Below are 15,071 nucleotides of genomic sequence, written 5' to 3'. Positions count from 1 at the left end.
TGGTAAAGAGTCTGCCGGTGTGCAGGCTCTTTGACGATCCTATGATGCAGAACTTACAGCATTTTATACCAAATGGAGGAAAAGCAGAATGGAAGCTTTCAATATCACAATCAGACAGGCAGAGGCAAATGATTTAGACGGAGTGACACAGGTGGAGGCAAGATGCTTTCCATCTGCCGAGGCAGCAGGCCGGGAGGCATTGAAAGAGAGACTGGAGGCATTTCCCGACAGCTTTTTTATCGCCGGGTTTCAGGGAGAGCTGATTGGATTTATCAACGGATGTGTCACGGATGAAAGGACAATATGTGACGAGATGTTTGAGAATGTCGGCCTGCATAAGGCGGACGGAGCGTATCAGAGTGTCTTTGGCCTGGATGTTATTCCGGAATACAGGAACCGGGGCGTGGCGGCTCTGCTGATGGAACACCTGATAGAGGATGCCAGGAAAAAAGGAAGAAAAGGCCTGATTCTCACCTGTAAAGACAGACTGATTCATTATTACGAAAAGTTTGGTTATGTAAACCTTGGGGTATCACAGTCGGTTCATGGCGGCGCCGTATGGTACGACATGCTTCTGGAATTTTAGAACATTTGGAAAGGCTTAAATCGTGGATGAGAAGGACAGAGTAAAACCGCGTATACAGGGGGCGCGCTGGAGAAAACTGGACAATACGGCAAAACTGTTTGCTGCTGTAGCCGGGGAGGATTTAAGCAATGTATTCCGGCTCTCAGTATCACTGAAAAATGAGATAAAACCGGAACTTCTGGAGCAGGCCCTGAAGCTGACGCTCCCGGAATTTGAGAATTTCCGTGTGAAACTGCGCAAGGGATTTTTCTGGAATTACTTTGAGACAAATAACAGGGAACCTCTGGTGGAGAAGGAGGGGACCTATCCATGTAAATATATCGATCCCCATGCCAGCCACAGGTTTCCGTTCCGGGTGAGCTATTATGGCAGACGCATTAATTTTGAGGTGTTCCACGGATTGACGGACGGCCTCGGCGCTTTGAATTTCCTGAAGAAAATGACGGAACATTATCTGGAGCTGTACATTAAAGTGCTAAAAAAAGAGAATTCTCAGGAAGCAGAATATGCCGGATCGGCAGAAGCGGCCGGAGGAATGGAACAAACGCAGGAAATAACCGGAAAAACGGGACAAACACAGGAAATGACCGGAAAAATAGAACGGATGCAGGAGGACGGTTATCTGAGGCATTACAGCAAGCGCCCCCATAAACGTTACGAGACCGAACAGGCTCTTTCCATCGATGGGGAATATCTGCCGTTAGACTGCCAGTCGGTTCTGCACGGGAGCATCCCTCTCGGCGCTCTGAAGGCCGTATGCAGGAAAGAGGGGGTCAGTATCACGAAATACCTGACGGCTGCGTTAATCTGGTCCCTGATTCAGGTCTATACGGATGGGAAGACTTTGAAGCGTCCGGCCGCGTTAAACCTGCCGATTAACCTCCGTAGCTTTTTTGATTCCGAGACAATGGCGAATTTCTTTTCCGTCACCAACATAGCGTGGCCTGCCGGGAAAGCGCCGGAGCGGTTTGAGGATGTGCTGGCCGAAGTCGGAAGGCAGATGGATGAGAAAATTGTGAAAGAACGGCTGGAGGAAACGATCTCCTACAATGTGTCCAATGAGAAAAAATGGTATGTGAGAATCGTCCCTCTCTTTGTCAAAAACATCGCCATGAACGCGGTGTTTCTGAAAAGCAGCAAGGCATATACGATGACTCTTTCCAATTTGGGTCCGGTATCGCTGAAGCCGGAGTATGAAGACATGGTGGAGAATTTCCATGTACTGATCGGCGTGTCTAGGCAGCAGAAGATGAAGTGCGGAGTGATCGCGTTCCGGGACAAAATCTATCTGTCGTTTAACAGTGCGGTCGGCGACCTCAAAATGCAGGAATATTTTTTCCGCTTCCTGGAAGAGAGAGGCGCGGCGGCGGAGCTTGAAAGCAACGGGGCGGTGGATCAGAAGTATGACAAAGGGAATTACCCATCCATCAGTTACGACCGGGGAAAGCTTAAAAAACTGACCAATATCCTTTATCTGGTGCTGTTTACCGCAGCGGCCATAACGGGACTCGTCAACGTCCTGACCTATGGCATCACGGAAACATGGTGGTCACTGATTGCGATAGGGAGTATCGCCTATGTGGCAATGACGCTCCGGTACTCCATAATGAGAAGGGCCAGTCTGGCGGGAATTCTCATCCGGCAGTCCCTTGGAGTGCAGGTTCTGCTGGTGATTATCGATTATATGACGGGGTTTAGCCGGTGGTCATTCAATTATGCGATTCCCAGCCTGATTTTATTCGATGTAATAGCCGTGGTCTTTCTGATTCTGATTAACAGGCTGAACTGGCAAAGCTATTTTATGTACCAGATTGCAATAACAATTTTCAGCTTTATTCCGCTGATTCTGTGGGCGGCAGGGTTGATTACAAGTCCGCTGATGTCCGTCATTACCGTGATTTTGTCGGTTTCGGTGTTGTTTATCACGATAATCCTGGGGGACAGAAGTGTGAAAAAGGAACTGAAAAGAAGGTTTTATTTCTAATTACCCGGTTAATTTGGACGATGAATCGGACTTTTTGGCTCGGGGAGAAGGCAGATACCAGGATGATATTTAAAGGAGAGAAAACAGATGCGCAAGAAAAATGTCAGCATGATAGGAAACCTGACCCGGGATATGATGAATGATGTAATGGAGACGGCGCTTAAAAAGCCGATTCAGACGGGTGAGTTCAGAAAGAATCCGGTAGAGCCGGCGTGGAGATGTCCGGCGGAGTATTTATATGAATTAATTGATGCGGATAATTTTGTAATGGAATATTTAAGGCCTCAGAGCGTTGTGACCGGAAGGGTGATTCTCCAGCTCCACGGAGGCGGGTATATCGGACCGATGAAGAATATTTACAGAAGATTTGCCGTGAAGTATTCAAAACTCAGTTACGGCGCCGATGTCCTGACGATTGATTACAGAGTGGCTCCGGAAAACCCGTTTCCCGCTGCTGTGGAGGATGCGGTGTACGCTTACCGGTGGCTTCTGGAGGAAAAGAATTACAAGCCGGATCAGATCGTGGTGGCGGGCGACTCGGCGGGAGGGGGACTGGCTCTGGCTCTCTGCATGTATGCAAAGGATCACGGACTGCCGCTCCCCGGAGGAATTATCACTATGTCTCCCTGGACAGACGTGACACTGAGCGGAGAAACGTATGAGAGCAATTATGAGATTGATCCCCTGTTTGGCAATTCCAAGGAAAATATGCTTTACCAGTGCAGTTATATAGGAGACGCCGATCCGAAGAATCCGTATTTGTCTCCACTGTTTGGCGACTATACGGGATTTCCTCCGATGCTGATGCAGGTGGGAAGCTATGAGGTTCTCCTGAGTGACACACAGTCGGTCTCTGAAAAGGCAAAGAAGGCCGGTGTCCGGGTCCGGACCTCTGTCTATGACGGAATGTTCCATGTATTCCAGATGGGACTCGATTTGATACCGGAGAGCCGCGAGGCCTGGGAAGAGGTAGGGGAATTTATGAAAATCGTCTACCAGATCCGCATTGCGCCCCAGGGAAAAGTAGTGAAGAAGGTAAAAAGAAGAAGAAAAGATACGGAAGACAGGGCAAGACTGAATCTGCTGGCCTTTCTGAAACGGGAGATTTTATAACATGAAAATCACACTGATTACGGTAGGAAAAATCAAAGAAAAATACCTGGAGGATGCCATTGCGGAGTACAGTAAAAGGCTGAGCCGATACTGTAAACTGGAGATCGTCCAGGTGGCCGATGAAAAGACGCCCGACCGGGCCGGCGAGGTGATGGAGGAACAGATAAAGGACAAGGAAGGGGAAAAAATCCTCTCCCATGTAAAAGACGGAGCCTATGTCATAGCCCTTGCCATCGACGGCCGCATGGTATCCTCGGAGGAACTGGCGGAGTTGATAGACGGTCTGGGCGTCAGGGGTGAGAGCCATATCCAGTTTGTAATCGGAGGCTCATTGGGGCTGTCTAAGAAGGTTCTGAGCCGTGCGGATTATAAACTGAGTTTTTCAAAAATGACGTTTCCGCATCAACTGATGCGGGTGATTCTGCTGGAACAGATATACAGAAGCTACAGAATTATCAATGGAGAGCCGTATCACAAATGACGGGGAGAAGCATGATTGCTAAAAAATAGGTTTGAGGAATACGAAGCGATAAAAGGAATCAGAGAGGCAAGAGAAAAAAAGTTAGAAATGACAGCAGACACTTTGATTGAAGAAAATATGGAAGCATTTCTGGAGTTGGCTAAATGATAATTTTAACAATAATAAGGAATCCCAGGTTGACGGTTATAGCCGGCCTGGGATTTTTTTGTGGAAAGGATGGATCTTCCAAAATTTGACAAATATCTTCCAATGAAGTAATATGGTTCAAACATAAACATAAAGTAAAAGGGAACAGGATGAAAGAAGAAAACGTAATCAATTCCAATATCATAAAACAGGGGAGCATACTGGCTATGGCATCGGTGGTGGTCAGAATCATAGGGCTGCTTTACCGGATACCCATGGCTAATATCATTGGTGAGAATGCGATGGGAATTTATTCCGCCGCATTTGAGGTTTACAATATTTTGCTGATACTGTCCTCCTACAGTATGCCGACCGCCGTGTCTAAACTGATTTCCATAAAGTTCAGCCGTTCCGAATACAGGAACGGCTGTAAGTGTCTGCTGAATGCGATGATATTTTCAGCGATTTCGGGCGGGATTGCGGCTTTGTTTTTGTTTTTCAATGCACAGTGGGTAGAAAAAGCTTTTTTCAGCAATTATACCGGGATTGCGGTATCGTTAAAAATACTGGCGCCGACGATCTTTTTTGTCTCATTGATGGGAGTGATGAGGGGCTTTTTCCAGGGCACGGGCAACATGGTTCAGACTGCCGTTTCCCAGATCATCGAGCAAATTATCAATGCCCTTGTCAGCATCGGAGCGGCTGTTTATTTTGTAGGTTTATATTCGGATCTTGACAGACAGGCTGCATGGGGGGCGGCGGGCGGAACCTTAGGCACCTGTATCGGAGCGCTCGGCGGCCTCCTGTTTCTGATGCTGGCTATGGGAGTTAACCTTCCGCGGCTTTTTAAGCAAATCCGGTGTGACCATAAGCCGGTGAACAAAACATTAAATATCTATCTCGTTATCATTGCCACGATGATTCCTATAATTTTAAGCCAGACCATCTACCAAATCAGCGGAATTATTGATATCACGCTGTTCAACGGCCTTATGGGGAAGAAGGAGATATCGGCCGCGGAAATCAGCGCCCTCCAGGGAGGTTACAGCACGTTATATAAATTACTGATCAGTGTGCCGATTGCCATTTCTACTGCGTTTTCCGCCTCGTTAATACCTGGTGTCGCGGCCTCCCACGCAACGAAAGACAGTAAGAGGGTTACGGCCAATATTGATAAGGCGCTTCTGTTTAATATGAATATTTCCATTCCCAGCGCAATCGGTCTGATGGCGTTTGGAACGCCCATATTACAGCTTTTATTCCCGTCCTATGACATTGGCCTGGGCAGCCGGATGCTGTTCTGGGGATCGTGTGCGGTGATTTTTTATGCATACTCAACAACCACGAGCACCGTTTTACAGGGAGTCAATCGAATGAAAATTCCTGTAATCAATTCTGCGGCGGCCCTGGTGATCCATGTTTTTGCCGTGTGCATCTGCCTGCGGTATACACCGATGGGAGTATTTGCCTTAGTTTTAGGAAATGTACTGTTTCCGCTTATCGTTATGATCTTGAATGCGTTATATCTGAACAAGCACTTAAAATACCGTAATAAGTACAGAAAAGTATTTTTTATTCCGCTGCTGAGCGCGGTCATCATGGGGGCGCTGGGACGGGGGCTCTATGCCCTGATTTTCCATTATGTTAAAAGTAATGTGACAGCCATTTTGATATCCGTCCTGTTCAGCATTCTGCTTTACTTTTTTGAAGTGATTAATTTTAAGGGAATTACACGTGAGGAGGCGTTGGAGTTTCCGGGCGGAAAGTTATTAATAAAAATGATTTTATAAAATACCGTATCAGCGGCCTCAACGGCCGCAGGTACGGTATTTTGCCGGTATGTGCATTTTTTGCCAATGAAAAGAGTCTCCGGTATTTGAGATGATTTAGAGACAGCGGTGATAGAATGCCGATCATAAAAAGTTGTTTGGCGATGTTCAGCCGGAAAGGAGTATTTTTATGATAAAATTCAGAGGCAGAAGGGCGCTCCTGCAAGCGGCGTCACTTTTACTTATATCAGCCACCCTGTATGGGTGCGGAAAGGATGGAAAAGTAGTGTCCGGTTCGGGGGAGGACACGGGCAGAGAACAGAAAAACCAGGCCATGGGAAGATATGTGGAGAGTGAAATTCCGCTGCCGGAGGGAATTACATTTGATTCCGTAATCAGCTTCCAGGACGGGCCGGACGGGAAACCGCTGTTGTTTACCCGGAGGGACATAAATGGGGTGACGGAGTTCACCGGTTATCTGCTCTCGGAGGATATGTCATGGGAAGAAAAGGAATGCGGATGGCTGAACCGGCTCGAGCTGTCATATGAATACGGCAGGGCCGATATTTCGTACGGAGAGGATAAAAGGCTGTATGCGGTCTATTCGGATGAGGATGATGAGGAAGTAACGGTCAGGCATCGGATTATTGTAACGGAGGACTGGGAAAACGGCCGGGAAATCCAGATGCCCCTGCTGGAGGAGAAAAATGAAATAGGATATGCCTATTATCCGGACAGGATCACGGCACTCGAAAACGGAAATCTTCTTCTGGACTCGGGGAGTGGCAGGCTCCTCCTGTATGATACATCGGGGCAGCACAAAATTGCAGAGACAATAGGCGACGGCAGCCATTTTACGGTCGGCCGTAACCAGTTTTATGTCATTGACGAGGCATCCCGGAGCCTGATATTATATGATGGAGATAAGGGGACGGAAAAGGCAAAGTACCCTCTTGAACTGAACAGCTTTTATGAGGCAAAGGTGATTGCCGGTGAAAACGGCGACGTAAGCCTGGTTTCGAACGAAGGAATCCAGATTTTGAAAAACGGTTCGGACATTTGGGAGCAGATAGTGGAGGGGGACAGAAATACCATGGGTTCTCCTCAGTTTTATCCGACCGGATTTGCCCGCGGAAAAGAGGATGATTATTTTGTTTATTATGACTCCATGGATGAAACCAGCAAGCTTGTCCGCTATGTTTATCAGCCGGATATGCCTTCTGAACCGGAGACGGTGCTTACCATTTTCGGCCTTTATGACAATCAGACGATCAGGCAGGCGGTCAGTGTCTATCAGATTGAGAATCCCGATGTGAGGGTGGAATTTGAACCCCTGATGGAAGAGGGAGACGGGGCGGTTCCCGATGACTATGTAAGGACTTTAAATACGGAACTGCTGGCGGGCAAAGGCCCGGATATTCTTATTTTAGACGGATTATCGGAAACCTCCTATATTGAAAAAGGGGTCCTGGAAGACATAACGGACGTGGTTGAATCTCTTATTTCCTCCGGCGATTTTCTGGCAAATATCGCGGACGGCAGCCGTCTGGACGGGCGCATTTACTCGGTGCCGGTAAAAATCGGGCTCCCCATGACTTTCGGCAGGAAAGAAGTGCTACAGGAGGCAGGACGATTAGATACCCTAGCAAATCTGGTTCAGACACATGAAAACGGACAAATATTCGGGACTGTTGACAGGAACGCATTTCTTTCCCTCTATGCGGACGCATTTCTGGGTGATGCGGTCGGTGAAGACGGCGTGATAAAGGAACAGGAATTAAGGAATTTCCTCCTTTGTATGAAGGAAATCTTTGATGGAAGCCGTATGTCCGACGGCACAAGGGACAACAGGCCCACGAATATATGGGGGCTGCTGGAGAAGGGGACATTCCTGCATTCCGAAGAGACAGCGGGCTTTTTTGAATCCAGCCAGGGTACGTCCATCATGGAGCAGGCAATGGGAGAGCTTATGGCGGATATGACGGTGCTGAACAAAACCTATCTGCCGTACGGCACAATCGGAATCAATAATGCCGGTGAAAATAAAGAGAAAGCAATTGAATTTTTGAGAACCGCTCTGTCGGAGAAGGTGCAGCGCTCCGATTTTTATGACGGATTTTCGGTCAATGGAAATGCGCTGGAATTTTTATGTGGAACCGAACGGAATTCGGCCGATGCATACGGCGGCCCGATAGACGGCATCGACGGAAGAACGTATGAGTTCAAAACCTCCTGGCCCGGCGAGCCCCTGCGCCGGAGGCTGGCGGAATTCTGCAGGAGCGTGGAACACTCTGCGGGAAGAAACGGAAAATTAAAAGAGATTCTGCTGACCTATTCGGGAAATTATTTTGACGGAGCAATATCACTTGATCAGGCGGTGGAGGAATTAATGGGTAAAATGACGCTGTACCTTCAGGAATAAGGCACGGAAAGGAGAAAAATGCCGTGAGGATTTTACTGGTTGAAGATGATTTGGAACTGTGCAGATTCATGGGATTCTGGTTTGAAGAAAAAGGATACCTGGCCGACATCTGCCAAAACAGCCAGGATGCATTTTATTATCTGAACAGGCAGGTATATAATGTGGTGATTCTGGACCGGATGCTGCCGGGGATGGACGGAATACAGATACTGCAGCTCATGAGAAAACAGGGGATTACCACTCCCGTTATTATGGTGACGGCCCTCGGAACGCTGGAAGACAGGGTGGACGGACTGGACGCGGGAGCGGATGATTATCTTGTTAAACCCTTTGCGCCCGAGGAGCTGTTTGCCAGAATCCGCGCACTGGAACGGCGCCCGGTTAAAATGGAGCTTAACAAGCAGCTTGAGTTCGGAGATCTAGTATTAAATCTCTCCAACCGGGTCTTATCAAAGGGCGAAAAAAAGGTGGAACTCTCCAAAAAGGAGATGGATCTACTGGAATTTTTAATCAGAAACAAGGGGCAGATACTGACAAGGGAGCTGCTGTTAAACCGCGTATGGGGATTGGACAGCGCGGTGGAAGAAGGAAATCTCGATAATTATATTTATTTTCTCAGGAGAAGGCTTAAGCAGGTGGGGAGCGGTGTAACTATCAGGACGGTCAGGTCGGTTGGATATTCCCTTAAGGAGTAGGATACTGTTCATTCGGGATGTATTCCGCGAAGCGGGAAAGAAAGGGATGCGGTCATGGTAAAGCAGTTAAGAAAAAAACTCATTGTCGCCTATGTACTGGCTACCGGACTTTTGCTGACCGTAATTGTAGCGGGACTGTTATTTTTATCGTTTAAGCAGTATGAAAATAATAATATCAGAGGGTATCAGGCGTCATTTGGAAATGTGGTGGACGCTGTCAAAGACAGCAGTAAAATTACCCATGCCTGGCTGTCTGAAAGTGAAATAAACGGGAATCTTATCATTTCTATTTATAGTAACGCTGTCCCCCTGTCGTTTAAAGGCGCCTGGACACCGCCTACCGGGAGGGAAAAACTGCTTGAAAAGCTTGAGCTTTTTGCAGAACAGGACGGATTCCCCGGGAATTCACTTAAAATTGGCCAGGGAGAGGTGAAGAGTCCGGTTTATTCTATTTATGGCGAAAAAGGAGAGCATTATTACGGGAGTATTTACCTGAAAAAGCAATCCGGAAAGGAGCAGAAGATTCTTGTCCTGAAGTCATTGACCGATGAAAGACAGTTTTACCGGCGTTCTATTTTGCTGTATTCAACCGTCAATCTCATGGGGCTTGTTATCCTGTTTTTAATCTGCCGGACATTTGTGGACCGAAGTTTAAAGCCTCTGGAAACAGGTCTGAAAAGGCAGAGCGAGTTTATCGCCGCGGCGTCCCATGAACTGCGTGCGCCGCTGACCGTTATACGGGCGGGAATTCATGCCGTTTCCATGGATGAGAGGAAGGCGAAGCAGTTTCTTCCTGGGATAGAGAAGGAAGGGGAGCGTATGACCGTGCTCATCGACGATATGCTTCAACTGGCCCTGGCGGATGCAAGTACATGGACAATGAAGATGGTGCCTCTGAGCGTGGATACATTTCTTATCTCGCTTTATGATTCCCTGTCGGAGCTGTGCCGGAAAAAGAGACAGCCGTTTGAACTGAGGCTGCCGGAGGAAGAGCTGCCCGTATTTTCCGGGGACCGGCAGCGCATGGAACAGATTCTGATGATTCTGACGGATAATGCGTCCAGCTATTCGCCGGAGGGCAGCGCGGTATCCGTCACCGCCCGGTCGGACCAGAAGCATGTTTCTATCGAAGTGGAAGACCATGGATGCGGTATTTCGGATGAAGATAAAAAAAGGATATTCGACCGTTTCTACCGCGCCGATAAGTCCAGGAATGACAAGACGCATTATGGGCTGGGGCTGAGTATTGCCACGGAGCTTGTCAGGCTTCACCAGGGAAAGCTGACCGTGAAGGATACGGCCGGAGGCGGAAGCACCTTTGTGCTGGAACTTCCGGTTCTGAACCAAGTTACGTATTTCAAAAATGGTGAAAATGACATATAATTGAAGCAGAGATTATAGCGGACAGGCTTTGAAGAAAAAACGTACTTACGGGCAGGGGGAGGCGGCAAACCGGTGTTTTACAGCGAAGAAGTCAAAATCGGCAGGCGGACCTGGGTTTATATTTATGCGCTTATCGCGGCATTTGTGGTACTTGCCACAGCAGGTTTTCACAGGCTGGATGATTACAATTTCCACAAATACGACGGATATCTGGAAACACCGGAATCGGCCGCCCTAAAGTGCATTGAGGAACTGAACAGCGGTGACGGAAAATATCCGAAAAAGGTGAGCCTGTACCATTTTATCGAAAAGACAGGCAAGGGAACCTCACAGGAACCGGAGGAGGTCCGCCGGATTTATCGGTATAACCAGCTTATGGACGCGCTGGGGGCCCGTTCCGGGTATGACAAAATGGTGGAATCGGCCTGGGATAGTTTACATAATTTTGAATTTGCCGAACCGGTAAAGGTGATATGGCAGGACAGCGGTGAGATACTTTTTAAGTCCAGAGGCCACCGGAAAGTAACCCGCAGGGATTACAGTTATCATGAAGGTTCCAAAGAGACGGAGGATGACATGTACCGGGATATCTGGCTGGGGGTTATTCAGGCATCCAACGGAAACTGGTATCTGACCCGGTTTACGAATGAGGCGCCGTATGACTGGGAGGGCAATGAACCCTTGACCGTAAAAAACAGGGAGTACGGGCAGGCATTTATCGAGGAGGCGGACAACGGGGAAATCTTCCGGCTTTTTACAATGGCGTCCGCGGCCTGTTTAAATTCGGACACGGCCAGAAGCGGCTTTCTGTCGCCCGGGGAACTGGGAGCAGAGGATTATCTGTATTTTTATCTGGGTACCCTGGAGGAGCCGGAGTGGGAGGCGGCGCATGTCAGAGAGAAAAAACGGTACCGCTTTACCGACAGGCAGGTGGGAAGCAGGATATGGGAGTATCTGGGCAGTGATGAGAATTACAGGAATACGGTTCACGAATACAGTTATCCCTACGGAAAAAATGACACCTCGGCGTATGAGCAGGAGGACTGGTCAAGCGATTCCATTGTATTTACCGAAGAGGAAATCTCCGGCATGAAGCTCTACAGCCCGGACGGCATGGAGCTGGTCAACAGGGAACTCCTGGACAACGGTATGGTTCTGCTTGAAATAGAGTACAGGGAGGATATTTCCCCCGTGACCAATTACCAGAGACTGAAGCTGCGGGTAATGGAGGAGGGCTGCCGGATTCTGTCCTACCAGATCATCGATCCGGGACGGGAATCGGAGGGGAACCGGATCCTTGAGGAAGTTGCGTGGATGCCCTGGGATGACGCCGTGGCAGTCCGGTGTGAGTATGAGGACGGAAAAGACGAACCTGAAATCACACAAAGATGGATGAATTCGGAGGAGGCAGAGCCTGTCCGCCGGGGGATCAGGAATATGGCGCTGGGGAAAACGGTTCCAATGGATTTGGGAGATGCGGTCTCCATTCAGGCGGTTCCGGCATCCATAATGATCAAAGAGTTTCTGTATATCAGAGTAAAATCAGGCGGCCATGAGAGAAGATATGAACTGTATCATGGTCTGGAAGAGGGAAAAAGCCGCCTCGTACTGCTGGTTCTCGACAACCGGCTTGCGGTCGGCAGCAGCGGCGACGCCGGTGTATCCGCCGATATTAACGGGCTGCCCATCACCATGGAAGTGACGGGGCAGCGGGGGTATCTTTGTGATTTAGACGACAGCGGAGTCTTTGAAGAGATGATCGAAAAGGCGGTAGAGCGCAGGGAGGAGTGAGTATGGGAGAGTTAAAACGGGATGATACGGCCAGACATGGCAGGGAACTACGTTACTGCCTTTTTCCGCTCATCTGCCTTTTACTGATATTGGGGATGGGAATGACGGTTTACTGCGGGGAGACGGAAGAGTTGCATACGGACGGACAGAAACCGGTCTACGGCAGCGCCGTTGAACTGAAAAACGCGGTCACAAGCCTGTACGGCAAATGGGACAACGGTCTGGAAGGATGTGAGCTGAGCTATGAAGATCACGGAGTTACCGTAACTTTAAAGGAAAGCGCTTATTCTGCCTATAAGGATATGAGCTTTCAGTACATTGACGGCAATGCCGTGGGATATATAAGATACGAAACGAAGAACCGCAAAGACTTTGACACGGGAGAGGTGGAGCGTATGGTCCGGTTTGCCTGCTGTCTTTTAAGCGGAGATCCGGGAGAATTCCCGGAGGAGGTGGGACGCGGTGTCTCGGAGGTAATTAAAAAAGATTCGAATCAGATTCGGAGCCGCTACTGGTTTAAGAGAATAAACGGGTACAACTGTCCGTATGACTGTCTGGCGGCGAACGAATCTCTTCCGGAGGGAATGCGGAGCAACAGCCAGTTTACCATGCAAATGAGTCCCTACGAGATGAAATGTAAAATTTATGAGAACATGGATGGCCTGACCGACATCTCTCTTTCGGAACTGATGGCGGTCACGGTGGACCGGAAGTCATTAAGCAAGAATACCAATCGTTACCGTGTTCGGGGAAACATGCATTCCATAGCCGGTGATGAGAAAGGATCCTTAAGCGGCATTCTCACCGACGGGACAAACTCGGTTCCGGTATTGGTTAACGGGATGCGGAATAACACAATTGACGAATATGAAAGCGGGACCGTTTTTTATCTTGAGAAACTGCCGGAAGAATACAGGGAGATGTACGGTACGGAATATATTATTCTGTTCTGCCGGTAGGAGTTATCAAGCAGGGAAAGAACGCTTGGTTTTGTTTTAGGGGTTCCCCATTCCATAGGAGATTACATTACATTTGAAATTCCGTTCAGTGAACTGACCGGTTTGGATGGTGAGCTTTTCGGTGAATAGAGAGTCATTTAAGCTGTTGGCGGGCTGCGGATTGCGGCATTACCGCCAACAGTTTTTATGTAACACGCTGTTACGATTCACAGCCATTATTCCGCGATGTGATATTTTGCCTTCCTGAAAGGTATTATAAGTGAAGCGTGTTTGTTACCGGGTACGGAATGAACCGTAATGAGTGTTTAGACACGATAAAAACAAAGGAGAACGTCACGGATATGTTGGAAAAAGACATGATAGAGGCGGCAAATCGGTATCGGGATCGTATTTTTGCAATTGCATATAATTACCTGAAAAACAGCTATGATGCCGATGATATCACACAGAATGTGCTGATGAAGTATTACTGCAGCGAAAAGATTTTTGAATCGGAGGAACACAGGAGAAACTGGTTAATCCGGGTTGCTGTCAATGAGTGCAAGAAACTTTTATTTTCGCCGTGGCGGAGCAGGTGCCAGAACCTGGAAGAGTATGCGGACACGCTGCAATTTGAGGATAAGGAACAGAGCGAACTTTTTACGGCCGTAATGTCTCTGTCCAAAAACTACCGCATTGTTGTGCATCTCTATTATTATGAGGACTACTCAATCAGGGAGATTGCGCAGATTCTTAAAATCAGGGAAACAGCGGTGAGCACGAGGCTTTTGAGGGCAAGAAAGATGCTGAAAGAAAAATTACAGGAGGTGTGGGATGAAGAACAGTGACTTATACAAGGAAACGTTTTCAAAGCTGCATGCTTCGAATGCGGGGCAGATGCAGCCGGAAGGGCGGAGGCAGCACAGGAAACTTCGCAAACCAATCCTGGCGTGTATTGCGGCAACGGCGATTATGATGTTTGCGGCAACGGCAGCCTATGCCATGACGGGTGAAGGCCCAATCCGCTTTTTCCGCTCTTTCTTTGACAACGGCGGTGACCCGGTGACGGAAGAAATCAACAATACATACGTACTGGTATCCGATCAGAAGATCACCTATAAAAACATGGAAATTGTGTTTGAGGGCTACAGCTATACCGAGAGGATCCTGCTGGCAAAATTCGGGGTGTCTTCCCTGGATGGAAGTGCAATTGACGGCGACGGCCTGCTCAGGCAGATTACATTTGGGACATTATCGGCCGAATCATCAGAGACAAAACTGAAAGACAGGGAAGATGGTTCCGTGGAGGTTTCCGTCAGAATGAATCTGAGAGAGTCCGGGGAACTGAGTTCATCAGCCAATCTTTTCGTCTGGGACAGGGAAAAGGGGATTTACAGTTCGGAAACGATAGGAGAATTTGTGATTGGAGGGCCGTCGGCCATCCGTGAAATTGCATTGGATGACATAAAAATACCGGAATGCCTGGAAGCAAAAATTTCCGGCATGGGCCTTACCCTGTACATGGACAATTCTATTTCCGAACTGGAGGACTGCCCGGCGGAGGAAATCCTGCTGAAGATGAAAGACGGCCGTGTACTGCGGCTCTATGATAAAGTGAACGGCACGGATGAGAATGACATCGTTTCGGGGATTTCATTTTCATGGTCGGACGGGGAGGGAAGCAGGATGACAATCGAATTTTCATCGGCGCTGGATTCAGGTGAGATGGAGGCGGTTGTTATAAATGGGGAAGAATACAAATTGCACGATTGATGTTTCTGTT

General features: G+C 48.4%; 13 protein-coding genes. All 13 read left to right on the top strand.

Features of this window, described 5'->3' with window-relative positions; genetic code table 11:
* The first annotated feature begins 88 nt into the window (after window positions 1-88).
* Window positions 89-586, top strand: a complete 498-nt coding sequence (locus QZT18_RS04060) for a GNAT family N-acetyltransferase (protein ID WP_294144817.1) — start codon at window positions 89-91, stop codon at window positions 584-586.
* 22 nt (window positions 587-608) lie between these two features.
* A complete protein-coding gene (locus QZT18_RS04055) occupies window positions 609-2,570 on the top strand; it encodes a DUF6320 domain-containing protein (protein ID WP_294144815.1) in 1,962 nt (653 codons plus the stop codon).
* 87 nt (window positions 2,571-2,657) lie between these two features.
* The gene (locus tag QZT18_RS04050) at window positions 2,658-3,683 is read left to right on the top strand and encodes an alpha/beta hydrolase (RefSeq protein WP_294144813.1); all 1,026 of its coding nucleotides are present in this window, start codon (window positions 2,658-2,660) and stop codon (window positions 3,681-3,683) included.
* A 1-nt stretch (window position 3,684) separates the two neighbouring features.
* Window positions 3,685-4,164, top strand: coding sequence for a 23S rRNA (pseudouridine(1915)-N(3))-methyltransferase RlmH (rlmH, locus tag QZT18_RS04045; protein ID WP_294144811.1), 480 nt, complete (start codon window positions 3,685-3,687; stop codon window positions 4,162-4,164).
* A 15-nt stretch (window positions 4,165-4,179) separates the two neighbouring features.
* Window positions 4,180-4,311, top strand: a complete 132-nt coding sequence (locus QZT18_RS04040) for a hypothetical protein (protein ID WP_294144809.1) — start codon at window positions 4,180-4,182, stop codon at window positions 4,309-4,311.
* A gap of 149 nt (window positions 4,312-4,460) precedes the next feature.
* A complete protein-coding gene (locus QZT18_RS04035; RefSeq protein ID WP_294144807.1) occupies window positions 4,461-6,080 on the top strand; it encodes a polysaccharide biosynthesis protein in 1,620 nt (539 codons plus the stop codon).
* Between the two features lie 169 nt (window positions 6,081-6,249).
* Window positions 6,250-8,481, top strand: a complete 2,232-nt coding sequence (locus QZT18_RS04030; protein ID WP_294144805.1) for an ABC transporter substrate-binding protein — start codon at window positions 6,250-6,252, stop codon at window positions 8,479-8,481.
* Between the two features lie 23 nt (window positions 8,482-8,504).
* The gene (locus QZT18_RS04025; protein WP_294144803.1) at window positions 8,505-9,176 is read left to right on the top strand and encodes a response regulator transcription factor; all 672 of its coding nucleotides are present in this window, start codon (window positions 8,505-8,507) and stop codon (window positions 9,174-9,176) included.
* Between the two features lie 54 nt (window positions 9,177-9,230).
* Window positions 9,231-10,559, top strand: coding sequence for a cell wall metabolism sensor histidine kinase WalK (locus tag QZT18_RS04020; protein WP_294144801.1), 1,329 nt, complete (start codon window positions 9,231-9,233; stop codon window positions 10,557-10,559).
* 72 nt (window positions 10,560-10,631) lie between these two features.
* Window positions 10,632-12,350 (top strand): hypothetical protein, encoded by a 1,719-nt coding sequence (locus QZT18_RS04015; RefSeq protein ID WP_294144799.1) that lies wholly within the window; start codon window positions 10,632-10,634, stop codon window positions 12,348-12,350.
* A gap of 2 nt (window positions 12,351-12,352) precedes the next feature.
* Window positions 12,353-13,309 carry a hypothetical protein gene (locus QZT18_RS04010; RefSeq protein WP_294144797.1) on the top strand — a complete coding sequence of 319 codons (957 nt, stop codon included), beginning with the start codon at window positions 12,353-12,355 and terminating at the stop codon, window positions 13,307-13,309.
* A gap of 341 nt (window positions 13,310-13,650) precedes the next feature.
* On the top strand, window positions 13,651-14,136 hold the full coding sequence (locus QZT18_RS04005) for a sigma-70 family RNA polymerase sigma factor (RefSeq protein WP_294144796.1): 486 nt from the start codon (window positions 13,651-13,653) through the stop codon (window positions 14,134-14,136).
* A complete protein-coding gene (locus QZT18_RS04000) occupies window positions 14,123-15,061 on the top strand; it encodes a hypothetical protein (RefSeq protein ID WP_294144795.1) in 939 nt (312 codons plus the stop codon). The genes QZT18_RS04005 and QZT18_RS04000 overlap by 14 nt, the downstream gene beginning before the upstream one ends.
* The last annotated feature ends 10 nt before the right edge of the window (window positions 15,062-15,071 follow it).

Source organism: uncultured Clostridium sp. (assembly GCF_900547735.1).
GTDB lineage: Bacteria > Bacillota > Clostridia > Lachnospirales > Lachnospiraceae > Otoolea.
The sequence above is the reverse complement of the archived record's forward strand: the minus strand, read 5'-3'. Positions and strand labels throughout refer to the sequence as shown.